Origin of the sequence: Faucicola osloensis, assembly GCF_020041925.1 — a bacterium.
Taxonomy (GTDB): Bacteria; Pseudomonadota; Gammaproteobacteria; order Pseudomonadales; family Moraxellaceae; genus Faucicola; species Faucicola osloensis_D.
The window spans coordinates 1,277,473-1,301,613 of record NZ_CP083409.1 but is presented as its reverse complement, the minus strand read 5'-3'; the positions used below and the strand labels follow the sequence as shown (position 1 = coordinate 1,301,613).

Annotated in this window: 25 protein-coding genes; 9 read left to right on the top strand and 16 right to left on the bottom strand. The window is 43.2% G+C overall.

Features of this window, described 5'->3' with window-relative positions:
- Positions 1-9: 9 nt before the first annotated feature.
- The gene (locus LAJ61_RS05730; RefSeq protein WP_224053142.1) at positions 10-1,524 is read right to left on the bottom strand and encodes a leucyl aminopeptidase; all 1,515 of its coding nucleotides are present in this window, start codon (positions 1,522-1,524) and stop codon (positions 10-12) included.
- A gap of 382 nt (positions 1,525-1,906) precedes the next feature.
- On the opposite strand from LAJ61_RS05730, the gene lptF reads away from it, so the two are divergent.
- The 4 genes from lptF (at position 1,907) to LAJ61_RS05710 (ending at position 5,770) form a co-directional block, all read left to right on the top strand.
- A complete protein-coding gene (lptF, locus tag LAJ61_RS05725; RefSeq protein WP_224053141.1) occupies positions 1,907-3,022 on the top strand; it encodes an LPS export ABC transporter permease LptF in 1,116 nt (371 codons plus the stop codon).
- Complete coding sequence (gene lptG, locus LAJ61_RS05720) at positions 3,019-4,092, top strand: LPS export ABC transporter permease LptG (RefSeq protein ID WP_224053140.1); 1,074 nt, start codon at positions 3,019-3,021, stop codon at positions 4,090-4,092. Before lptF ends, lptG begins: the two co-directional genes overlap by 4 nt.
- A 1-nt stretch (position 4,093) precedes the next feature.
- A complete protein-coding gene (locus LAJ61_RS05715; protein ID WP_224053139.1) occupies positions 4,094-4,759 on the top strand; it encodes a DNA glycosylase in 666 nt (221 codons plus the stop codon).
- Positions 4,760-4,948: 189 nt separating this feature from the next.
- Entirely contained in the window at positions 4,949-5,770 is an 822-nt protein-coding gene (locus tag LAJ61_RS05710; RefSeq protein ID WP_224053138.1) for a DUF305 domain-containing protein, read from the top strand.
- Between the two features lie 100 nt (positions 5,771-5,870).
- Here the strand turns inward: LAJ61_RS05710 and LAJ61_RS05705 are convergent, their stop codons facing one another.
- Positions 5,871-6,197 carry a chaperone modulator CbpM gene (locus LAJ61_RS05705; protein ID WP_224053137.1) on the bottom strand — a complete coding sequence of 109 codons (327 nt, stop codon included), beginning with the start codon at positions 6,195-6,197 and terminating at the stop codon, positions 5,871-5,873.
- A gap of 128 nt (positions 6,198-6,325) precedes the next feature.
- Positions 6,326-7,318 carry a DnaJ C-terminal domain-containing protein gene (locus tag LAJ61_RS05700; protein WP_224053136.1) on the bottom strand — a complete coding sequence of 331 codons (993 nt, stop codon included), beginning with the start codon at positions 7,316-7,318 and terminating at the stop codon, positions 6,326-6,328.
- A 176-nt stretch (positions 7,319-7,494) separates the two neighbouring features.
- Between LAJ61_RS05700 and hisH the strand changes: the two genes are divergently transcribed.
- Positions 7,495-8,130 (top strand): imidazole glycerol phosphate synthase subunit HisH, encoded by a 636-nt coding sequence (hisH, locus tag LAJ61_RS05695; protein WP_138017838.1) that lies wholly within the window; start codon positions 7,495-7,497, stop codon positions 8,128-8,130.
- A 56-nt stretch (positions 8,131-8,186) separates the two neighbouring features.
- Here the strand turns inward: hisH and LAJ61_RS05690 are convergent, their stop codons facing one another.
- Positions 8,187-9,500 carry a valine--pyruvate transaminase gene (locus LAJ61_RS05690; protein ID WP_224053135.1) on the bottom strand — a complete coding sequence of 438 codons (1,314 nt, stop codon included), beginning with the start codon at positions 9,498-9,500 and terminating at the stop codon, positions 8,187-8,189.
- A gap of 104 nt (positions 9,501-9,604) precedes the next feature.
- Between LAJ61_RS05690 and LAJ61_RS05685 the strand changes: the two genes are divergently transcribed.
- Positions 9,605-10,981, top strand: coding sequence for an ATP-binding protein (locus LAJ61_RS05685; protein ID WP_224053134.1), 1,377 nt, complete (start codon positions 9,605-9,607; stop codon positions 10,979-10,981).
- A 92-nt stretch (positions 10,982-11,073) separates the two neighbouring features.
- Here the strand turns inward: LAJ61_RS05685 and LAJ61_RS05680 are convergent, their stop codons facing one another.
- From LAJ61_RS05680 to LAJ61_RS05670, 3 genes are all read right to left on the bottom strand, one after another.
- Complete coding sequence (locus LAJ61_RS05680) at positions 11,074-11,283, bottom strand: hypothetical protein (protein WP_224053133.1); 210 nt, start codon at positions 11,281-11,283, stop codon at positions 11,074-11,076.
- A 96-nt stretch (positions 11,284-11,379) separates the two neighbouring features.
- Positions 11,380-13,074: an ATP-binding protein gene (locus LAJ61_RS05675; protein ID WP_224053132.1), complete on the bottom strand. Its 1,695-nt coding sequence runs from the start codon at positions 13,072-13,074 to the stop codon at positions 11,380-11,382.
- A gap of 219 nt (positions 13,075-13,293) precedes the next feature.
- Positions 13,294-14,001, bottom strand: coding sequence for a response regulator (locus LAJ61_RS05670; RefSeq protein ID WP_007115827.1), 708 nt, complete (start codon positions 13,999-14,001; stop codon positions 13,294-13,296).
- A 406-nt stretch (positions 14,002-14,407) separates the two neighbouring features.
- Between LAJ61_RS05670 and LAJ61_RS05665 the strand changes: the two genes are divergently transcribed.
- Entirely contained in the window at positions 14,408-14,908 is a 501-nt protein-coding gene (locus LAJ61_RS05665) for a winged helix-turn-helix domain-containing protein (RefSeq protein WP_160002958.1), read from the top strand.
- Entirely contained in the window at positions 14,896-15,450 is a 555-nt protein-coding gene (locus LAJ61_RS05660) for an IS630 family transposase (protein WP_310586035.1), read from the top strand. Before LAJ61_RS05665 ends, LAJ61_RS05660 begins: the two co-directional genes overlap by 13 nt.
- Positions 15,451-15,465: 15 nt before the next feature.
- Here LAJ61_RS05660 and LAJ61_RS05655 read toward each other — a convergent pair whose 3' ends face one another.
- The 9 genes from LAJ61_RS05655 to LAJ61_RS05615 form a co-directional block, all read right to left on the bottom strand.
- Complete coding sequence (locus tag LAJ61_RS05655) at positions 15,466-15,882, bottom strand: F0F1 ATP synthase subunit epsilon (protein WP_065253551.1); 417 nt, start codon at positions 15,880-15,882, stop codon at positions 15,466-15,468.
- An 81-nt stretch (positions 15,883-15,963) separates the two neighbouring features.
- Complete coding sequence (gene atpD, locus LAJ61_RS05650; RefSeq protein ID WP_007115825.1) at positions 15,964-17,364, bottom strand: F0F1 ATP synthase subunit beta; 1,401 nt, start codon at positions 17,362-17,364, stop codon at positions 15,964-15,966.
- 25 nt (positions 17,365-17,389) lie between these two features.
- The gene (gene atpG, locus LAJ61_RS05645) at positions 17,390-18,268 is read right to left on the bottom strand and encodes a F0F1 ATP synthase subunit gamma (RefSeq protein ID WP_224053131.1); all 879 of its coding nucleotides are present in this window, start codon (positions 18,266-18,268) and stop codon (positions 17,390-17,392) included.
- Between the two features lie 141 nt (positions 18,269-18,409).
- Positions 18,410-19,954, bottom strand: coding sequence for a F0F1 ATP synthase subunit alpha (gene atpA / locus LAJ61_RS05640; RefSeq protein ID WP_007115823.1), 1,545 nt, complete (start codon positions 19,952-19,954; stop codon positions 18,410-18,412).
- A gap of 47 nt (positions 19,955-20,001) precedes the next feature.
- Complete coding sequence (locus tag LAJ61_RS05635) at positions 20,002-20,604, bottom strand: F0F1 ATP synthase subunit delta (RefSeq protein ID WP_224054816.1); 603 nt, start codon at positions 20,602-20,604, stop codon at positions 20,002-20,004.
- A 25-nt stretch (positions 20,605-20,629) separates the two neighbouring features.
- The gene (locus tag LAJ61_RS05630; RefSeq protein ID WP_036594652.1) at positions 20,630-21,100 is read right to left on the bottom strand and encodes a F0F1 ATP synthase subunit B; all 471 of its coding nucleotides are present in this window, start codon (positions 21,098-21,100) and stop codon (positions 20,630-20,632) included.
- Positions 21,101-21,179: 79 nt separating this feature from the next.
- Complete coding sequence (gene atpE / locus LAJ61_RS05625; RefSeq protein ID WP_007115820.1) at positions 21,180-21,422, bottom strand: F0F1 ATP synthase subunit C; 243 nt, start codon at positions 21,420-21,422, stop codon at positions 21,180-21,182.
- Between the two features lie 27 nt (positions 21,423-21,449).
- Complete coding sequence (gene atpB / locus LAJ61_RS05620) at positions 21,450-22,325, bottom strand: F0F1 ATP synthase subunit A (protein WP_224053130.1); 876 nt, start codon at positions 22,323-22,325, stop codon at positions 21,450-21,452.
- 467 nt (positions 22,326-22,792) lie between these two features.
- Positions 22,793-23,194, bottom strand: coding sequence for an ATP synthase subunit I (locus LAJ61_RS05615; protein ID WP_224053129.1), 402 nt, complete (start codon positions 23,192-23,194; stop codon positions 22,793-22,795).
- Positions 23,195-23,438: 244 nt separating this feature from the next.
- Between LAJ61_RS05615 and LAJ61_RS05610 the strand changes: the two genes are divergently transcribed.
- Positions 23,439-23,984, top strand: coding sequence for a Fur family transcriptional regulator (locus LAJ61_RS05610; RefSeq protein WP_224053128.1), 546 nt, complete (start codon positions 23,439-23,441; stop codon positions 23,982-23,984).
- Positions 23,985-24,141 lie beyond the last annotated feature (157 nt).

The window sequence follows — 24,141 nt, the reverse complement described above, 5'->3', positions numbered from 1 at the left end:
TCCTATCACCTAGACTGCATCTTGGGCAGCTTGGCGATAGAGATAATGCATCAATAGCGGTACTGGACGACCCGTTGCGGTTGGCTCTTTGCCCGACTGCCACGCTGTCCCTGCGATATCCAAGTGCGCCCAAGGAATATCTTCCACAAATTTCGATAAAAAACACGCCGCTGTGACTGACCCTGCTGGCATGCCGCCAATGTTCTGCATATCTGCCATGTTGGATTTAAGCTGCTCTTGGTAGTCATCATCCAGTGGCATGTGCCAAACACGGTCATACGCTGATTCGCTAGCTTGTTCAAGCTCAAAAATCACATCTTCATTGTTACTGTATAGACCTGAGCGCACATAACCCAGCGCCACGATACACGCCCCCGTTAAGGTTGCCATGTCAATAATCACTTTCGGCTGATAGCGCTGTACATACACCAAGGTGTCGCAAAGTACCAAACGACCTTCGGCATCCGTATTGAGGATTTCGACGGTTTTACCATTCATGGCGGTGACGATATCGCCAGGGCGAGTTGCTGTTCCTGAGGGCATATTTTCTGCACAAGCGAGTGCGCCAACAACTTGCAGCGGTAGACGCGCTTCACATAGCGCTTTAATCATGCCCATGACTGCCGCCGCACCGCCCATGTCATATTTCATCTCACCCATGCCCAGACCTGGTTTGAGTGAGATACCACCACTGTCAAAGGTGATGCCTTTACCCACGAGTACAATCGGTTGCTCTAGGCTTGATTTTTTGCCTTTGGTTTTGCTATTTTTGTCTTTTTTGGTAGTTTTGCCATTGTACTCAAGTAATACTAACTTAGCTTCATGCGCGGAGCCGCGAGCCACTGCCAAAAAGCAGTTCATCCCTAATTGCTGCATGTCTTTTTCACCCAATACCTTGACCGTCAATAGCTCTGGGTATTGATTTGCTAAGCTTTGCGCTTGCTCTGCAAGATAGGCAGGGAAACATACATTCGGTGGCTGATTTGCCAAATCTTTGGTGAGTGATTGGCCTTGGGCAGTCGCCTGCTGCAGCTGTAGCAGGGTGTCAAACGCGGCTTGGTTGTCTGCGCTGACCAATAAGGTCACGTCTTTTAGCGTCGGTCTATCCGCTTTTTGCGATTTATAAATATCAAAGGTATAGCTTTGATTCAACAGCGCTAATGCCAACTGACTAAAACTCACTTCATCAATACTATCGCCTAAACTAATCACGGCAGATTTGGTAAGACGGCTCAAACTTGCATAAATCGCTTTGGCAATTTTTTGCAGGCTACCGCCGTTTAATTTATCTTGACTGCCCACGCCAACCAATAACAGACCTGCATTGTTGTCAGCGCCATAACTGATTGCGGTATCGGCAAGCTTACCCTTGAAACGACTTGCTTCAATTAGGCGACTGACAGCGGTTTGTAGCTCACTCGTTAGTTGCCCCATAGTTTGGCTATTGTCATCTACCAATACCACGTGATAACTGTTCTTGACCGTTTTTTTAAGCGCGGTCGCTAGTGTCAATGTCAAACTCATTTAAGCTCCTTAATTATTGTCATCAAGAAATAACTATTATCATAGCACACCTATTATCGTATTTGGGTTATAGCATTTGGCTTATAATATTGGGCGATGGGATAGCAGGCGTCATTGTGTAGGGTAAAATGCGGTTGTAAAAAGTCTTTGTAAAAATTGGCTTTGATAAAGCGGCTGTAAAAAGTGTTGGTGAAAAGTCATTGTGAAATGTTACCTTACAGTATTCATATTCATAATCTCTCGGCAACGCGCTAAAATAGCCGATTAACAGATGCGCCGAATGGTATGATGTCGTACAATATTGGCATTTACTTCCCTAGCTGTTTGAATTGATTAATTTTTGAGTAATATTAGGTGGTTACTTGTGATATTACGACGCTATATGACGCAACAAGTCGCCGCTAATACTGCGATTGTGCTGTTATTTCTGATGGCGCTGATGCTTGGCGGTCGCTTAATCCGCTATTTTGGTATCGCTGCAGAAGGCAGGCTGGATGTTGGTTTGCTGTTCGCCATTATTGGCTATAACATTCCAACCTTTCTTGAGCTGATTTTACCGCTGTCATTTTTTATCGCATTGATGCTCGTGCTCGGTCGTATGTACGTGGATCAGGAGATGAGCGTCCTGTTTGCCAGTGGCATCAGTCGTGGCCGTTTGACACGTTTGATGATTCCGCTGATTACTGGGTTATTTGTATTTCAAATGGGAATTAGTCTTTGGGCAAAACCATGGGGACTGTCTAACAGTGAGCACATTTGGCAAACCCAGTCGCTTGGTAGTTTACTCGATTTAGTGCGTCCAAAAACCTTTATCAGCAGTGGCAACTATCACCTGTATGTCGATGAGTTTGATAAAGAAAAACGTGAACTCAAAAACCTATACGTGGTGCAGCAGCAAACCGATAAAAGCGGCAAAATCGCCAAAAACGATGTTATCATCACGGCCACGCGTGCTTATCAAGTGCCCAGTAAAGACACGGATAGCTCAATGCAGCTAGATTTGTTTCAGGGTCGTCGCTATGAGCTTGGCACCAATCAGGCCAACTATAACCAAGCCAGTTTTGAAAAATATCGCATTACCCTAGAAAAACCTGCCAGTGAAAAAATTACCGAAACCAATGTCGAAACCCAAACCACTGCCAAACTGCTCGCCAATACCCAAAAACCCGAAGTCAAAGCCGAGCTGGGCTATCGCTTTACCATGCCGTGGCTGATTATCATTGCGGCGATGCTTGCTACCCCGCTTGCACAGGTACGCCCCCGTCAAGGACGCTGGCTTCGTTTGTTACCTTCCGTGCTCATATTTGCTAGCTGTGCGATTAGTATCATTTCGCTACGCACTGCCATTGGTAAAGAACGCATTAGTGAGTACGCATATATTTGGCTAATCGTTGGTTTTATCGCATTTGCATTGTTGTTAAATTGGCAAAGCCGCGTGGTACATCGTGTCCGCTATCGTCGCCAAAGTCGTCAGTTGTCCACAGGCGGTCAGCCATGATTTTATCTCGTTACGTTAAAAAACAAGCGCTTTTTGCCATGACAGGGGCTATCATTGGTCTTTGGCTACTTAAAGTCGTCTTTGATTATCTGGCAGAGTTGCAGGATCTCAATGATCATTACAATTATTTAGATGCCTTGCGTTTTATTGCCTATAGTGCACCCAGTGATTTACTCGATTATATGCCATTTGGCACGCTATTAGGCGCAGTGGTAGGTCTAGGCTTGCTTGCCAACACCAGTGAGTTGACGGTGATTCAAGCAGCAGGTATCAGCCGCTTTAAAATAGTCGGTTGGGTGATGCAACCAGCGATTCTTTTTGTCATTATCGGTCTATTGCTTGGGCAGTATGTAGTGCCAACTAGCAATCAGTTAGCGCACCAAATCAAACATGACAAGCCGTTGCTATCAAGTGCCATCAACGGTTATTGGGACAAACAAGCCAACCGCATCATCAATATTGACTATGCCAATACCAAAGGCGAGCTCAAAAACATTAAAGTTTGGCAGCTAGACGACTCTGCCCATATCCAGCAAGTGCTGCAGGCCGATACTGGCAGCTTTGTCAGTCAAAATACCGCCGATAAGACATCGGGCTGGCAGCTGCAACAAATCAAACAATTAACCATTGCTGCCGATGGGCACAGTCAGTTGACTACCATCCCGACTATGAAGCTGCAGTTACCCATTGAGCCGTCAGCGATTTATCTGTTAACACGCAGCCCTGATAATATGTCAGTGACCGAATTATGGCAGCACCAACAGCTTCTCGCCAAAGACAAACACCGCTCGCTTGAGCATGAAGTTGCCTTTTGGAAAAAACTATTGTCGCCTTTTGCCATGCTATCGCTAGTGTTGGTTGCTTGTTCATTTGTATTTGGCTCCTTGCGTAACCAAAGCTTGGGCTATCGCATTGTGATTGCTCTGCTCTTTGGTTTGGTATTTAGTTATCTGCAAGATTTGGTCGGGTTTGTCAGTTTAAGTACGGGATTTTCACCGTTTTTTATGGTGCTGTTACCGATTATTGCCAGTGCCGCGCTTGGCGTGTATTTAATTAGAAATAAAAACTGATATGTCTGCTGATTTATTGACTGACCCGCGTGTCGAAGCCCATCCGTTTGGTAACTTCTTTTTTGCTGATACCAAAGTCTTGATGATGGGTACCATGCCGCCCACGCCTGATAAATGGTGCATGGCATTTCATTACCCCAATTTTTATAATGATATGTGGCGCATCATGGGCAAGGTGTTTTTTGATGATATCGATTATTTTCGAGTTGGTGACGAAAAACGCTTTGATGCCGAAAAAATTAAAGCATTCTTACAGGCTTATAAAATCGGTGAATGTCCCTCAGTCACTCATGTCATCCGCGAAAAAGGCAATGCGGCTGATGAACATCTGACCGTGGTAGCTACGGTTGATTTGGGTAAAGTTTTGGCACAGCTTGAGCAGGTTAAGTGGATTTATACCACCGGTGGCAAAGCCACAGAAGTGCTGATAGCGCTGGTCAACCAAAGTATCAGTGACCCCGCGTCACCCTATTTTGATCCCAGTCAAACACCCTATAAACTGCCAAAAACCAATCAGTTTCTTGAAGTTAATGCTTTTGGGCGAACATTTGGTATTTATCGGTTGCCATCGACCTCGCGCGCTTACCCGCAAAGCTTGGAGAAAAAAGTAGCCGCTTATCGCGCGTTTTTTGCCTTGGCGGGGATATTGCCCGCAAGCGACAGCTAGCATAATCGACAGCTAGCACAATCAGCAGCTAGCAAATGATAAGCAAGCTGCCATGACACAATTGATATAGTCACTGTGATTACCCTACTTTATACTCTTGCCTAAGACTGATAATCAATGCTGACAGTTAATGCTTACAATCATCATTTCAAAAAACACCGTATAAAATCAAGGCATGGGAGCCGATGCATGGCCAACACCGCACCATCAATCTTGCTTGTCATCGCAGTTATCAGCATGATTGGTTGTGAGCAATCTGATTCTCAGCAGCCAACACCCCAAACGGCTGTCAGCGCGAGCGCGCCCCAAGAATTTGATGATAAACCATTGCCACAGGTATTAGACACACAGGCAATTAATAAAAACATGCTCACCGTCAGTCAATTGGCACAAGGCTACTTGATGCCTGACTCAAGTACCATCAATGACTATCAAGAAGCGTATTTTACTGTCATCAAGCAGCCAAGCATCGATGCGGCTGCAGCCAGTGATCCAAACGCCCTCAATCAATTTGACTATATACCCATCTCGCCTGATATGATTTTTGTCAAAACCATGCTGAGTCATTTTGATGAAACCATCGCACTTGCCAGTATTGAGCAGCGATATGGCAAAAATCCTGAACTGCTAGACTTAGCCCAAGACATTATTAGCTCACGCCAAAATGAATCACAAATATTACAGAATTGGCTTGCCATGCAACTAATTCAAAACACCGCGGACCCTAATCAGCCGATGGCAGATAGTGTGGCAGCCCAGCAAGAAATCGATAGCATTATCGATGATATGCAGCAAGAAATGGTGGACACAGTCATGACTAAAAACGCCGACCAAGCGTTTGCCCAAACCGTGCTGATTCATCATAAAGGCGCGATTGCGTTCTCACAAGTGGTTGCCAAATATGGTAACGATGACAAAGTGCGTAGCCTTACCAATACCCTAATCGATACCCAACAAGCCGAAATTCAACTTCTACAAAACTGGCTCCGTAATCACGGTTATGCCCAATAATCGGTTGCTGTAGCAAATGAAAAGGGCTGCTTATCGCGCGATAACCCGCCCTTTTTTAACATTAAATTCACCTAAGTGATGTTGGCTAACTTGATGTTTGTTAGTTATCATCCACATCATGAATTATTCGCGTGAGCGTGATTTGCCGCTGTAACTGCCGAAGCGGTCTTAGCTCGTCAAGCAGCGATAGTATCAAGCCAATCGCTTGCGGACTGGCATCAAAATCACGGCGTAGGCGTGAGGCAAGGCGCACTGTGGTCAATTGTGCGCTATTAAAATAGGGCTGGCTGTCGATAGCAGGTGTTTCAGCATAAATAATATCTTCATCCATCAGCGCTAATACCCAGCTTTCATCCCAACTACTCGCCATAATCAAATCATCTAAGGTTAAGCGTAATGATAAATCCGTATGGGTGGTTTGAGCCATGTTACACTCCTTTTATCTAGCTATAGTTATGTTTGTTGCCTGTTTGTCATTTTTTTTATTGTACTGCCTATTTTTTTGCTTAGTTATCAATAAAGCTTAGTTATCAATAAAGCTTAATTATCAATAGATTAGCGCGTTGGCACAAACGAGGCAAATGCCGATTTGAACGCTTCAAACGCTTGGATATCTGCGTCTGTATTAATTTTTGGCAACACGATATTTAAGCTTAAATACAAATCACCGGCTTCTTTGGCTGGGATACCTTTACCTTTAAGGCGCAGATTGGTGCCCGTGCGGCTATTTTTTGGTACATTGACATTGACCTTGCCAGCAGGCGTATTGACCGTGATTTGACCACCCATGGCTGCTTCCCAAGGCGCAACGTCTACTGTTTGGAACACGTCTTTGCCTTCTACACGGATATTGTCTGGGTGATTGAATTTGATTTTTAGGTACAAATCGCCATTATCACCGCCATACGGGCTTGGATTGCCTTGTTTTGCCAAGCGAATTTGTTGCCCTTCGGCAATACCTTTGGGGATTTTGACCTCAATGGTTTTGGTTTGATAATCCAGCCCTGTCGCGGTTTGTACGGGTAAACTTAGGCTGATTTTACGGGTATCGCCTTTATAAGTGGCTTTCAAATCAATTGATAACTCGGCATGCTGATCTTCGCCTTTGGTCGAGCGTTGCGACTGTCTGCCACCAAATCCGTCTGCACCGCCCCCGAATGTCGAGAAAATATCATCAAATCTAAAGCCACCCGCGCCTTGCGATTGACGACCGCCAGCCCCAGCGCCAAACTGGCGAAGGATTTCATCCAAATCTGCTTGGCTCATATTGGCATTAAAGCCCTGACCGCCGCCCATGCCACCCCCCATACCGCCAAAGTCTTGACCCATATGAGGGTTATCGAGCATCAGGTCGTATTGGGCGCGTTTTTCAGCGTCCTTGAGCGTTTCATAGGCGTTATTGATTTCACCCATTTTGGCGTCGGCATCGGGTGAGTCGTTGATATCAGGGTGATATTGTCGTACCAGTTTGCGATAGGCTTTTTTAATATCTGCCTCACTGGCTTTTTTATCGACGCCTAAAATGTCATAATAGTTTTTTTCTGCCATTATTATTGTCCTTACAATTTTTCGAATAGTGCTATTTGCGCAGCAATGTGATGATATTAATATAATGGCTATTTTGGTATTTTTCAAAGCTTCTTTGGTAATTGACGATAAATTAGCGCCAAGTGATATCAGCGCTTAATCGCGGTTTTGGGCTTTTTTTGACAACAGGATAACAGATGACAAAGGTTGCATTGTTAGATTATGGCATGGGTAATTTACATTCGGCGGGTAAAGCCTTGACGGCAGTGGGCGCTGATGTGTCGATCACGCGTGACCCTGCAGTGATTGCGGCGGCAGACAAAATCGTCTTCCCTGGCGTAGGGGCAATGCGCGACTGCATGGCAGAGATGCAGGCAGCAGGAATCGCTGATGCTGTCAAAACGGCTGTATTTAATAAGCCTGTGATGGCGATTTGTGTGGGAATGCAGGCGTTGTTTGAGCGCTCAGAAGAAAATGACGGGGTAGACTGTCTAGGGGTACTGGGTGGTGACGTCAAACGCTTTGATGATCATTGGCTAGATGACAAAAACGAACGCATTAAAGTGCCGCATATGGGCTGGAATACTATCACCCATATGGATTTGGCGCATCCGCTATGGCAAGGGATTGAAGATAATACCCATTTTTATTTTGTGCATAGTTTTTATTGTGTGCCGTCTGATACCTCGATTGTGGCGGCAACCTGTGATTATGGCGTCGAGTTTTGTGCCAGCGTGATTAAAGATAATCTGTTTGCGACCCAGTTCCACCCCGAAAAAAGCCATACCGCAGGATTGCAGCTATTGAAGAATTTTGTGGAGTGGAAAATTTAGTTGTTAAAAACAACAGTAAAAGGGCGCGATGTGCGACCTTTTTTTATTGCTTGTTTTTATTGATTGGTATAAACCGCCCTCACCACTTCCCCAATCGTAGTAATCCCTTTTTTCAAGGTATCATCATCTTGGGCGATGCTTAGGCGGATACACTCATGGGCATGTCTAAAGTTCTTGGTATCCACGCCAACAAAGAAATGCTCGCTTGGGATAATCAACGTGCCTTTAGCTTTTAATCGCTCATACAATTCCACCGTGGTTATCGGTAAATCTTTAAACCATACCCACAAGAAAATCGCACCTTCAGGCTTGTGGATTTTCATCGCATCATTTGGCAAGTCGCCCAGTTCTTGTTTTAGCAGCTGCACGGCTAATTTGGCTTGTCCTTGATAAAACGGACGAATATGATTGTCTGACAAATCTTTTAGCCGGTCATCTTGTAGCAGTGGCGTAGCAATCGCCGCGCCAAAACGGGTCGGCGCTAAATTAACAATGGCGTTTAGGCTGCTAATCGCTTTGACCACCTGCGGATTGGCGACCACAATCCCAGTACGCACCCCAGGCAAACCGATTTTTGATAGGCTAAAGCACAAAATAATTTGCTCATTCCAATTGAGCGTGGCTTGGCTATAGATGATATTGGGGAACGGCATCCCATACGCATTGTCAATAATCAGTGGGATATCAAAACGCTTAGCAATCACTTCAAGGCGCGCCATTTCGTCATCGGTCAGCACGTTGCCTGTTGGGTTGGTCGGGCGTGAGCAACAAATTGCCCCAATTTCGCCGTTGTGCAATTCAGCCAAATTTTCTAGGGTGTCAAAATCGACTCGGTATTTAAAAAAGCCGTCTTCACCTTGATGTTGCACAAATTCAATGCTGGGGGGCACTGCGATAAAATGCTGCCCATCCACATGGGCATCGGCATAACCCACATATTCTGGGGCAAGAGGTAATAGAATTTTTTTATCAATGCTGCCTTGTGTGGTATCGTCAAACTGCCCACCAAACAAGTTAAATAAATAAAAAAATGCATTTTGTGAGCCATTGGTCAGGGCGATATTGTCTGTGGTAAGTCCCCAATCATAATGGCGATTAAAAAAATCTACCAATGCTGCAATAAACTTGGCATCGCCCTGCGGCGTTGAGTAGTTTCCGATATTTTCGATGGCCATTGAACCCATATCACCTTCAGCTAGGGTTTTAAACACCGACCAATAGGTTTGGTTAACTTTATCAATCCGTGCTGGATTGCCACCGCCGAGCATATTAATCGGTTGCTCGCTATTAAGCGCGTTGCCCAAATCATCCATTAACTGCAAAATACCGCTGTTTTTGGTAAACTTTTCACCAAACTTTGAAAACTGCATGATTGCCCCTTTAATTTTGCCAAGCTATCTGCGTATTATAACAGGATGCAAGTGCCGTTGCCCGTTTTGGCTCAGCTGTACAGCCACCATCAGGATACCTCAGCATGAAACCGCATTTACCCAAACTCAAAGGCTATAGCCACACTTGGCAAACCACCTTGATGGTGATGTTGATGGTACTAGTGAGCGTGGCGTTGTCACTGTGGTTTTTTTGGCGCAGTCTGTATTTACCAGAGCTACAAAACCATGCGACTTATCTTGCCAATCAGCTGTTGATGATTGATAAAGCGGATAAAGATTTTAAAAACAATCCCGAGCTTAAAAACTGGATTATTGATGCCTCGCATATTAACGTGATTACTGACCCACAACAGATACCTTCTTTTCAAGAAAAAACCTTAGTGGATTACTTTACCCAGCGAATGGCAACACAGATGGAAACCGTGATGCAGCGTCCTGTATCGGTCAATTTTAAATTCAAACCCGTACCGATTTTGTATATTCAAGACAGTGCGCATCCGGATGTTTGGCTGCAAGAGCCTGTCAAGTTTTATGCCAAATATAGCCCAACGTCGATTTATTTTTTCTTATTGGGGATTCCGTTTGCCACGTTGCTGACTATTTTGTTTTTGGTCAGACAATTAAATCGCCCGCTCAAACGTCTACAAAAAGTGGCGATTGATTACATCACCCTTGGGCACGCCAACAATTTGGCGACCAATGAAGGCTCAACGGAGATTCGTCAGGTGAATTTGGCATTTAACCGACTATTTCATAACCTGACCCAAACCCAAAAAGAACGCAATATTATGCTCGCTGGTATTTCCCATGATTTGCGCACACCACTGACGCGGATGCGACTCACAGCTGAGATGCTACCTGATGAGTTTTTGCGGGAAGGGCTAGTGTATGACATTGAGGACATGGACGCGATTTTGGAGCAGTTTATTTCATTTATGAAAGATGGCTCAGATGAAGCCGTACGATTGACTAACCTGCGTCCCATCATTAACGAGATTGTGGTGCAGTTTGCCCCCACCCCATTTATTATCGATATCCAAGACGATCTGCCCAGTGTGCCATTGCGACCCTTATCCATTAAGCGTCTCATCGTTAATTTGGTCAATAATGCTTGTCGCTATGGTCAGCCGCCCATTCATATTGAGATTGGCATTGATGATGATCTACAGCCTACTGAGCAAGTGGTTACCGATGACACCCTAACGCCAGAGATAACCTCTAGACAAAAATACTTAACCATCAAAGTTAGCGATGAAGGGCAAGGCGTTGCCGAAGATCAGCTTGAGCGGATTATGCAGCCATTTGAGCGGGGCGAAACGGCACGTACCACGCAAGGGAGTGGACTTGGGCTTGCGATTGTAAGCCGCATTACTCACCTGCACAATGGTAGCGTCATCGCTCGTAATCAGCCCAATGGCGGCGGTTTAGTAGTGGTGGTGAACATTCCGATTATAGAATAAAGCTGACAGAAGACTAATGGGTTGCTTAGATTAGGCTAACCATGATTCCTTAGTAACTTTGGTCTTGATAGCTTTGGTTTGGGTAGCCATTTTTACTTTTTAGTACCAATCATGGGGGGTAATTCACTTGACACATTGGTGGCTGTGACAGGGTGAACCAATGCTGCGCGCGCCTGTGAGACGGACTGGCTTTCAGTAGGTTTGCGCAAAAAATTATAATAACCGAAAACAGCCATGTTGAGTACCACCAAGGCTAAAAACAGGTAACGCATGCCATCCTCGCTTGTGATGATTTCGCTCATCGGTGAATTGATATGCGCAAATTTCGCTAAACCATTGCATAACTCACTGAAATTTAGCCCAGTCTGAGCAAATTTGCAAGCGTTACTAGAACGAGCTTATGACCCTTGCTCATCCGTGTATTTTTTCTCACTACTTTTTTGGGTAATTTCATCGGCTTCAATACTTGACGCTAGCTGGCTTTTCGGCCACTTCATGATAAATCGCGCCCCACCCAAGGTCGGGCTTTCATCCACTGACATGCGACCATTAAACCAAAACGCAATTCGAGACACGATTGATAAGCCGAGACCATAACCACCCGAGGCACGGGTACGACTATCATCCAGACGCGCAAACGGGATAAAGACTTTTTCACGGTCTTTTTCTGGAATACCCTGTCCATCATCTTCCACACTGATAAAGGCTTCATTTTTTTCTAAGCCTGCTGAAATGATAATAGTGCTTTCGGCATAACGGGTGGCATTACCTGCCAAGTTTTGCAACACACGGTGTAAATAGCGTCTATCGGCTTGTGCAAACGCACCTTTTTGCATGTTGCCTACTTCAACGGTGACAGGTTTACCAAGCGCATTGGTCTCACGGGCAATCTGCGAAACGAGTTCTTGCAAATCGACATCTTCCCAGTCCATTTTAGGTGAGCCTTCTTCAAGCTTGGCATAGGTCAAAATTTCATCAATCAAGCCATTCAGCGATTCGATATCTTGGTCGATATAATCACGCTGACTCATCCGATCGTCATAATCATCCGTATCAGCCAGCATATCCACGGCAAAGCGAATACGTGCTACTGGGGTGCGCAGCTCATGGGATACGGCACGGGTCAACTCGCGCTGGGATTCAATCAAACGGCGGATGTGCTCAGTCATACTATTAAAGGTTGCGGCTAGATGGGCAATTTCATCTTCGCCCACGACTTTTACTTTGGTATTGAGCTTACCTTCGCGCACTTTGGTGATACCGCTTTGAATAAGCTGCAATTTACGCTCTAATGGGAAAATCAGCGCATACACCCCTAAACTAATCAAGAACATACTAATGAGCGTAATACTAATAATCAAATTAAGCGGAAACCAGTTAAATAGCGGAATGGGTCCCAAATCCACCACGGTATCTTGGATTTCAGTCGGTGCTAATACTCGAATCGATGAATTCTCTACACTGGTATTGTCACGGAACATAATCACAATATCTTTGCGATACAGGCGCGCTTTTTGGTCGGTATCAAGTTGCAGTTTATTAATGGATTGCAAGGTGAGCTTAAAAGGGAAAAATTTTTGAATTTGTTGCAAGCGTTGCTGTTTTTCTGCCAAAGTACGATAGTAAGACAAATCATCGAGCAGCAACACGCCTACCCCTTTGATTTGTTGCTCACTAAGTTTATTAAAACTTACATGCAACACCTTGTCTTCACCCGAGATTTTATAATAAATCTCAGCCGTATTGGTATCGCTATTAAAACGTACTACGGCTTGTTGTTTATTGAGTCGATTGATTTCGCTGGTTCTAAAATCCGCTTTTGAGATCGGTTCGATATTAAACTTGGTATCAAATAACGTACTGACATCAGAGAGCCAAAAATTACGCTCTTGGGCAGTGACTTGGCGCGATAAGCCTGAATCAATGAGATAAAATGCCGCTGATGCCATATCCTCGCGATAAGTCTGTACCCGCTCTGCATTGATAGTGGTGATAAGCAGTTGTGCAAAAAATGCAACCAACAAACAGATAAATAACAGACCTGCATAAATTCGCAGAAAAATAGACTGGTTTAAGGACGATAATAGCGGCATAAAAATCTAGGGTTAAGGTCAATAGATAATAGCCGTATTATTACCTAGCAAAATTAATATTACAATGTAAAATTCATGAAAAACGGTGAGGCAAGTGTCTAGTAACGTAGTAAATTGTTGTCCAAAACCTTTCAATTGCTCACTAGCAAAATACACAGCGACAAAAAAAGCCAGCTTGATGCTGACTTTTTTATCGATACGGTGTTTATGAGTATTATGTTAGTTTTCTTTGACAAACAGATAACCTTTACTGCGAACGGTTTTGATACGTTTTGGGTTTTCTGGATCGTCACCAATTTTTGGACGGATACGAGAAATACGTACATCAATCGAGCGGTCTTGACCATCATACTCGATACCACGCAGACGTTCAAAAATATCTTCACGCGATAAGATACGACCCGCATTCGAGGCCAACAGCCACAACAAATCATATTCTGCACTGGTAAAGTCAACAAGCTCATCGTTCAAAGTAACCGAACGACCGCCGTTATCAATAACCAAATCGCCAAATTCAAGACGCTGCGGCACTTCATCAGTTGGCGCGGTATCAGAGCGGCGCAATAGCGCACGAATACGCGCTAATAACACACGGGGTTGAACCGGTTTTGCCACATAGTCATCCGCACCCATTTCTAGACCTAATACTTGGTCCATATCTTCGGTACGCGCGGTTAGCATTAAGATAGGGTTATGAAAATGAGGACGTACTTCACGGCATACCGTCAAACCGTCACTACCTGGCAACATCACATCAAGCACCACCATGTCAGGCTGCTCAGCCACAATACGACGAATCGCACGGTTACCGTCAGTTTCAATTGCCACATCTAGACCATTTTTACGCAAATAATCTTGGGTCAAGGTGGCAAGACGCTCATCATCCTCTACAATCAATACGCGGGGTATTAACTCTTCTTCTGACATAATTTCCTCCAAAAAATTTTATACATACTCTTAATACTTATATCAGAATATATCTTTATTTATCTATCAGCAATAAGTAATGAAAGTTTACGCATTACCTGTACTACTACAATATAATTGAATTAATTTAGCGAAAAAATAGCCAATTTAATATTGTTAAAACGTAACTAAACATAAAAAAGTATAAATACCACATATAACCAGATGCAAAAGCATACGATATAAGGTTGTCTATTTAATAACTGATAAAATTTTTTTGCTAGCTTTGGTTTAAAAGATAATTAGCAAATTTTTAAGCACTTCTATCTTTAAGCACCCATAAAAAAAACAGTGGTTATAGCCACTGTCTTTAAACACGTCCGCATCAAAATTATACCAAACCCAGAAAATATAGTATCATAGCCACATGAATAAACTAAAATCTAAACACAGCTTAGAAGACCATGACTTTGGCGAACTGGCTAAAACTGAAAGCAAAGCTAGAGCTAGAACACGACTCTACATTCTTCATCAATATCGCATCGGCAAACAAAGCTTTGAGATTGCAGAAAACCTAAGCATCAACATCGAAACCGTGCGCCGCACCCGCAGACGCTATCAAGCTTTTGGATTAGACAGTCTCTATGACAAACCAAGAAGCGGCAGAAACAGCAAACTAGCCCCAGAGCATATTGAGGCATTCAAGCAACTAATAGTTGACACCCAAGCAAAACGCGGTGGCGGCAGGCTCACGGGACAAGATATCCAAAAGCTTGCTTACGAGCATTATCAAGCAGCCTATAGTGTTAATGGCATTTACGAGTTACTTAACCGCATTGGTATAACATGGATTAGTGCCAGAAGCCAGCATCCGCAGGCGGATATTAATGCCCAAGAAGCCTTTAAAAAAACTTCATCGAGTATGTAACTGCCATACTACCTAAAGATACCGAGCTAAGCGATGTTAACATCTGGTTCCAAGATGAAACCCGCATTGGTCAGCAGGGTTCAATGACTCGAGTATGGCATTACCGTGGTAAAAGACCGCGAGTGGTACGTCAACAACAATTTATTTCTACCTACCTTTACGGTGCAGTGTGTCCTACGACAGGACAATGTGTAGGGCTCGTTATGCCTTATGCCAATGGTGAGTGTATGAAGCGACATTTACAAGCAATTAGCCAAGCTGTGCCCAAAGGTCGCCATGCGGTTGTGGTCATGGATGGGGCAGTATGGCATAAAGAGCGCTATAATTTACCAAACCTGACTATCTTGAAACTGCCACCTTATTCGCCCGAGTTAAACCCGATTGAACAGGTTTGGCAGTATATTAAGCAACACTGGCTATCAAATCGTTGTTTCGAGAGTTACGAAACTATTGTAGATGCCGCCTGTCAGGCTTGGTGTAACTTTGCTAAACAGGTGGATACCATTAAATCCCTGACGGCTCGAAAATGGGCAATACTGTAATTGTTGGGTTTGGTATTAGGCACGGTTTTTGAATTTTTGTAAGGTTTGCAATTGTGCCAAAGATTCTGCCAATGCTGCCAAAGCCGCAGAGGTATCAATATCAGCTTTTTGATTTTGCAAGGTTTGTTCTGCATGACGACGTGCTTCCAAAATTTTGGCTTCATCTAAGTCATTCGCACGTACTGCTGTGTCTGCCAATACCGTCACTAAATGCGGTTGCACTTCTAAAACGCCACCTGATACATATACCATTTCATCATTACCATTGCTAGTTTTGATTTGCATGGTACCTGGTTTTAATAGCGTAATAAAAGGAATATGTCCTGGCAAAATACCGACTTCACCTTCTACACCAGTAGCAATTAACATGCTAATCTCACCAGAGTAGATAGTTTCTTTCGCACTGACGACATTACATTGTAAAGTTGCCACAGTTCTCTCCTATGGTATTGCAAAATTAGGTTGATAAAACCCTGTTAATATAGTTTAAATTAACAGGGTTTGATTGAGAAATTAGCCGCGTAGTTTTTCTGCTGCAGCAACCACTTCTTCAATACCACCTTTCATATAGAATGCTTGTTCTGGCAAGTCATCATACTCACCATTCAAGATTGCTTTAAAGCTTTGAATGGTTTCACGGATTGGTACATATTTACCTGGTGAGCCAGTGAATACCTCTGCAACGTGGAAAGGTTGTGACAAGAAACGTTGGATTTTACGTGCACGGTAAACTACTAATTTATCATCTTCTGATAATTCGTCCATACCCAAAATCGCAATAATGTCTTTTAACTCTTTAAAGCGTTGTAATACTTCTTGAACGCCACGAGCAACAGCATAGTGCTCTTCACCAATGACCAGTGGGTCTAACTGACGTGACGTTGAGTCTAGTGGGTCAACCGCTGGGTAAATACCTTGTGAGGCAATATCACGGCTCAATACCACTGTTGCGTCTAAGTGAGCAAAGGTTGTCGCGGGTGATGGGTCAGTCAAGTCATCGGCAGGAACGTATACCGCTTGAACAGAAGTAATAGAACCTGATTGGGTTGAAGTAATACGTTCTTGTAGTACACCCATTTCTTCTGCAAGCGTTGGCTGATAACCTACCGCTGATGGCATACGACCTAACAATGCTGATACTTCGGTACCTGCTAGTGTATAACGATAGATATTGTCAACGAACAATAATACGTCACGACCTTTACCGTTTTCATCTTTTTCGTCACGGAAGTATTCCGCCATGGTCAAACCGGTCAAGGCAACACGTAAACGGTTTCCTGGTGGCTCATTCATCTGACCATACACCATCGCAACTTTATCAAGTACATTTGAGTCTTTCATCTCGTGGTAGAAGTCATTACCTTCACGAGTACGCTCACCTACACCAGCAAATACCGATAAACCTGAGTGTGCTTTTGCGATGTTATTGATAAGTTCCATCATGTTAACGGTTTTACCAACACCCGCACCACCGAACAGACCGACTTTACCACCTTTAGCAAATGGGCATAGTAAGTCAATTACTTTAATACCCGTTTCTAAAAGTTCAGTAGAGTTCGATTGTTCATCATAGCTTGGCGCTTCACGGTGAATAGCCCAAGTGTTGCTATGCTCTACCGGACCCGCTTCGTCGATTGGGCGTCCTAAAACATCCATGATACGACCTAGGGTGCCTTTCCCCACAGGTACAGAGATTGGTGCGCCAGTATTGCTAACTGGTAGACCACGTTTTAGACCTTCAGTAGAACCCATGGCAATAGTACGTACGATACCATCACCCAATTGTTGTTGTACTTCTAATGTAGTTTCTGTGCCTTCAACTTTTAAGGCATCATAAATTCTTGGTACGCTTTGACGGTCAAATTCAACGTCAATAACCGCGCCAATAATCTGTACAATACGACCGCTACTCATTACGCTCTCCTTGAATGTAGGTCAATTATGAAACAGCAGCAGCACCGCCAACGATTTCCGAAATTTCTCGGGTAATCGCCGCTTGACGCAGCTTGTTGTAAACCAATTGTAATTCGTTAATTAAGTTACCTGCGTTATCCGTTGCTGCTTTCATAGCAACCATACGTGCAGACTGTTCAGAAGCAATATTTTCTACCACACCTTGATAGACGATTGATTCAACATAACGTCCCATCAAACCATCAAGCAGCTCTTTGGTAGTTGGCTCATAGATGTAGTCCCAGCTGTGTTCACGGTTTGCCATCGTTTCATCAACCAAAGACTCAGCCGCAATCGGTACTAAGCGTTGCACACTGGGATTTTGGGTCATGGCATTAACGAATTCGTTATATACCATGTAAATCTCATCAATTTCGCCACGATTATACGCATCAAGCATTACTTGAACTGGCACACTAAGTTGCTCAAAGCTTGGGTTGTCACCATAGTGAGTTTTCGCAGCAATCACCGTACCGCCAAATGTTTTAAAGAAGCTCACGCCTTTTTGACCAATCACCGCAAAACGCGTTTCAACCGATTGACTTTTTTGTTGTTTGACATGCTGCATCAATTTTTTGAATAAATTGATATTCAAACCACCTGCAAGACCACGGTCAGAACTGACTACAATATAGCCAACACGATTAACCGCACGAGGTACTAGATAAGGATGTTTGTAGTCTGGTGAAGCTTTAACTAGATGAGAAACCACTCGACGCATGCTATCAGCATAAGGACGACCTAGTTGCATACGTTCTTGAGCACGTCGCATCTTACTCGCTGCAACCATTTGCATGGCGCGAGTAATTTTCTGGGTACTTTTAATACTAGCAACTTTTGCTCGAATTTCTTTTAAACTTGCCATAAATAATCCATACAGCCATGTTTAGTTTCAGTCCACGCCCATTGATATAACATGGACGAAATTTGGAAAAATGAACAAAGTAATCATAACCCCTTTGTTCATTTGTTCTATGACAATGCAGTTCTAAAATTTCAGTAAATCTTAGAATGAATGATTTTGCTTATAGTTTTCAATCGCTGATTTGAATTGGTTTGCGATATCATCATTATAGTTGGCAGTGTTATCAATGTCTGCCATAAAATCACCATGTTGGTCACGTAGGTAACGTAACAAACCTGCTTCAAATGCACCCACTTTGTTCACTGGGACATCAGCTAGATAACCTTCGTTAGAAGCATAAATTACCGCAGCTTGTTCAGCGATGCTCATTGGTGCGTATTGATTTTGTTTCATCAATTCAGTCACACGTTGGCCATGGTCAAGCTGTTTACGGGTCGCGTCATCTAGATCAGAAGCAAACTGTGCAAACGCTGCCAATTCACGATACTGTGCCAATGCGGTACGGATACCACCTGACAATTTTTTGATGATTTTAGTTTGCGCTGCACCACCCACACGAGAAACTGAAATACCCGCATTCACCGCTGGACGGATACCTGAGTTAAACAAGCTTGACTCTAGGAAGATCTGACCGTCAGTGATTGAAATCACGTTGGTTGGTACGAATGCTGATACGTCACCTGCTTGGGTTTCGATAATTGGCAAGGCAGTTAATGAACCTGTTTTACCTGTTACAGCACCGTTGGTGAATTTTTCTACATACTCAGCGTTTACACGTGAAGCGCGCTCTAATAGGCGTGAGTGAAGGTAGAATACGTCACCTGGGTAAGCTTCACGTCCTGGTGGACGACGTAATAGCAATGAAATTTGACGGTAGGCTACGGCTTGTTTTGATAAGTCGTCATAAATGATAAGCGCATCTTCACCGCGGTCACGGAAGTATTCACCCATAGTACAACCAGAGTATGGCGCGATGTACTGCAGCGCTGCTGGTTCAGAAGCAGATGCAACCACAACCGTTGTATAAGCTAGTGCGCCTGTTTCTTCTAGTTTACGTACCACATTTGCGATGGTTGAACGTTTTTGACCAACGGCTACATACACACATTTAATGCCCGAGTGTTTTTGCGCGATGATCGCATCGATTGCCATGGCTGTTTTACCAGTTTGGCGGTCACCAATGATAAGCTCACGTTGACCACGTCCGATTGGAATCATAGTATCAACAGCTTTATAACCTGTCATTACTGGCTCATCAACTGATTGACGGTCGATAACGCCTGGGGCGATTTTTTCAACTTTATCCGTTAATTTGGCGTTAATTGGGCCTTTACCATCGATAGGATTACCCAGTGCATCTACTACACGACCTAAAAGCTCGGGTCCAACTGGCACTTCTAAAATACGACCAGTACAGTAAGCTTTTTGTCCTTCTTGGAGATTCAAGTATTCACCTAGAACAACCGCGCCGACTGAGTCTTGTTCAAGGTTTAGCGCCATACCATATACGCCACCTTCAAACTCAATCATTTCGCCGTACATGGCATCTTCAAGACCATGAATCTGTACGATACCGTCAGATACCATGACAATAGTGCCTTCGTTCTTTGCTGTGGCACCCGCAGTCAGGTCTTGAATTCGCTGCTTAATCAGATTACTGATTTCCGCTGGATTCAATTGTTGCATTGCACTGTTCCTTAATTTTTACTGACTAGAATCAATTTTGTTGAAATTTATGCCGTCAGCTGTGTTTTTAACTGTTTTAATTTGCCACGTACAGAGTCATCGATTACTTTGTCACCGACCTTGATCGTCACACCTGCAATTAGCGCAGGGTCTACATTGATATGTAGTACGACCTTCGCGCCTAGGGAGGTAGCAAGTCGGTGTTCAATGAGTTGCTCTTGCACTTGCGTTAATGGATATGCCGACGTGACATATGCATGAACTTCTTTTGCATCAGCGGCTTTCAATAAACCAAAACGCTCATTGATACTGGGTAATAATGCCAAACGATCTTGCTCTGCAAGTTGCGTCAAAAAATTAACAAAAGCATTGGAATCTGCTTGTGCCCCACCTTCAATAGCAGTGCTTAAAGTTTTAAACACGGTATTGCTATCTTCAGGTGAACTTTGGTTATAAAGGTCTTTTAAAGTAGCGATTTTAGCTTGTGCAGCAACTGCTGGATTATTGATGTAATCGGCAAATGCTTTATCACTAACGATGGCATTCATCACGTTTAAGTAATCTTGCCACTCATTGACTGACGTGTGCTCTTTAGCATAATCAAATGCTGCTTTTGCATAGGGTCTTGCTAAGGTTGATAAATCAGCCATCATATCCTCACTGTACGGTTGCTACTTATAACTTGGCTGCCAATTGGTTTAACATATTGGCATGAGTTTCTGGATTGACCTTTTCTTGTAAGATTTTTTCGGCACCGAGTACGGCAAGTTCTGCAACCTGCGCGCGTAAACCTTCACGGGCTTTATTAATTTCTTGATCAATTGCTTCACGCGCTTGCTGACGAATACGTTCGCCTTCCACTTGTGCTTGCACTCTGGCATCTTCAATCATTTGATTGGCGCTTTTGTTCGCTTGGTCAATGAGTGAAGCGGCTTTTGCTTTTGCTGCGATAAGCTCTTGCTCTGCAGCTTGTGATGCAGTTGCTAAGTCTGCTTTGGCTTTTTCGGCAGCATTTAGGCCATCTGCGATTTTACGTTGGCGATCCGAAATAGCAGCAACCAAAGGCGGCCACACAAACTTCATGCAAAACATCACGAAGATGGCGAATGCAATCGATTGTCCAATTAGGGTTGCATTGATATTCACTTAGAATCCCTCGTTAATTAAGTTTCTTCAATCCTTGTCCACATAAGATGATGTGGACATTGTACTGATAGTGTACCTATTAACCTGCTAAAGGATTTGCGAATAACAATAACATTGCAATACCAACACCGATCATCGGTACGGCGTCAAGAAGACCTGCCACGATGAACATACGAGTTTGCAATTGTGAACCTAGTTCTGGTTGACGAGCGACGCCCTCTAAGAATTTGCCACCTAAGATTGCAAAGCCAATACCTGTGCCTAGTGCACCTAAACCGATTAGCAAAGCAACGGCAAGAACGGTCATACCTTCTAGAGTCATTGATGTATCCTCATTACTGTTTTGAAATTAATGTTCAGTTTGTGATGCAAGGCTAAGATAGACAATGGTTAGCATCATGAAAACGAACGCTTGCAAAGTGATTACTAAAATGTGGAAGATTGCCCACGGTACTGATAACACCCATTGAATCCAGAATGGCATAAGGGCGATTAACACAAAAATCAATTCACCAGCATACATGTTACCAAAAAGTCGTAAGCCAAGTGAGATAGGTTTTGCGATTAGAGTTACAAACTCTAGGATAAAGTTCACTGGAATCAATAAGATTTTAGCGATTGGGTTTTTTGCGCTAAATGGATGAAGGGTTAATTCACCAATAAAACCGCCAAAACCTTTTTCTTTAATACTATAAAAAATGATCAGTGCAAATACTGAGAACGACATACCAAGCGTCACATTTGGGTCAGTACTTGGTACGACTTTCATGTAAACATGGTGTGGGTTATGTCCTAGCAGACCACCAATTTTTTGTGCAATGACAGGCAAATAATCAACTGGCAGAAGATCCATGAAGTTCATCAAGAAAATCCACACAAAAATAGTCAGTGCTAATGGCGCAATAACCTTTGATGTGCCATGATAAGTATCACGAACGTTACTATCAACAAACTCCACAATCATTTCAATAAAAGCTTGCATTTTGCCGGGTACACCCGAGGTCGCTCTTCTTGCCACCATATAAAAAATGGCACAAAAAAGAACCCCTAAACCAATCGACCACAGCATTGAGTCTAAATGAATCGCATTGAAACCCATTTCAGAAGCTTGCTGTTTGGTTTCGGCAACTATCCAACCTTCTGTTGGGTGATTACCGAAAGTCCAGTTTGTCAAGTGGTGATTGATATACTCATTTGAAGTAATTTCTGCGTTTGCTTCTGCCATAATCTTAACTTCTTTTTTATATTGAGCCGATAATAGAGGGAGTTAGCGTCAGATATTTTGTCTAATCACAAAAATTTGTAACTTAACACTATAATCGTATCTAACTGAGCTGATGATACTCAAAGAGAAGTGCAAACATGACGTCAAAGGCACATCGAGGCGTTTAAGCAATCTGCTTAACTAAGGTGATGAACCGTGAATAAACGGATTGTTTATCAACGTAATAATATAGGCTATCGACCTACTGTGTTTTGCTTGACTCAAATAAGTGGGTCATCAGTAAAACATATATGCAATTGCTTGAAAACTAATTCTTTTTAGTCAATTAGCGCTGAGCAATCGCACCTTTAAAAAATTTTCACTATATTAATTCAACTGTTACCTTTTTGTAAAGGATTAAATGGATTTATTTGTGATTTAGTTTAGGTTATTTCTGTTATTACCAAATAATTGTAAATAGCCTTTTTTTACCAAGGATTTCGGTAAGTGATAATGAGGTAACTCATTTGCAAAATTAAGTAGCCCGCGAATACCGCAATGGCGTTTAGCGGTTTTAATAGCAGAAAAATCAGTGCAAACCCAACAATCGTCAACATCCACTTTGCCATATGCGCTTGGTAAAAACGATGAACAATTTGACGACGCTGCTGATAGCCTGATTTGCTCAGGGAAATTTTAGCAAAGATGATTTGACTCACCCACCCTAGCACACTACCTGCTAGCAGATTTTTACTCACGGTATACTGGCTATTCCCTTGCCAAACATCTAATACAATCCCGATGGCAACCAGCCCAAGTATCAGCCACGACTGCTTGTTGATGGATTGTTGGATAGACTGTGGGTCAAATGGCTTGGCAGGTTTTGACATAGCAAAATAAGGGCTGGCTGATTATGGGCAGGAATGATGAAAGTAGTATAGCAGAATCTTGATTAAAAATTTGGCTAAAGGTTGTTTTATCTATGCTGATGTTAATCGCCAGTCATTATGAATAGTGTGTTATTAGACGTGTTATATTGCCAGGTATTTTTATAGCCGAACCGCTAATTTCTCAGACAAATTATGCGGTTTTCATGCTAAAGTAATTTGATAGTTATTGATGATTTTATTTGATATGACCCAACATTCTATTCAATCAGCTAGAAATTCTATTCAATCAGCCAATAGTTACGACGCAAATTGTCGCCATCTATCTATGTCCATGTGTATGCCGCAAATGACGGCCGAGCAGATTGAAGCACAGATTGCTCAGATAAAACAAGATTGCCAAGCGCAAGGTTTACGTTTTACTGCGCTGCGAGAGCAAGTGTATCGTTTGATTCTACTTGCCGCGCAACCTATTGGGGCGTATGAATTATTGGATTTACTGCAAGCAGCGAGCGAAAAAGTCGTCGCACCGCCAACTGTATATCGTAGTTTGGAGTTTTTGCTCAGGCATGGCTTGATTCATCAATTAAATTCCAGCAAGGCATTTTTTGCTTGTTCTCAGCCCACCGATCACCATGTTGCCGCTTTTTTGGTCTGTCGATGCTGTGGCGAGGTACAAGAGTTTAGTCACCCATCTATCCAAACCATGCTAACTGAGGTTGAGCAATCGACCAGTTTTGCCACTCAGTCGAGTATTATTGAGCTTTCAGGTGTTTGTGAGCGCTGCCAATAGTCACCTTTTTTTATCGAATGCTTAGAATGAGACTCTGCCAAAAATTATTTTGCTATTGTGTTTGTCAATTATGAGCATTTGTGATATAAAACATGCCTTATTTGATTGACTTAAGTCAATTAACCGTTGTTTGATAAAGTTGTACTGCCACGATTAC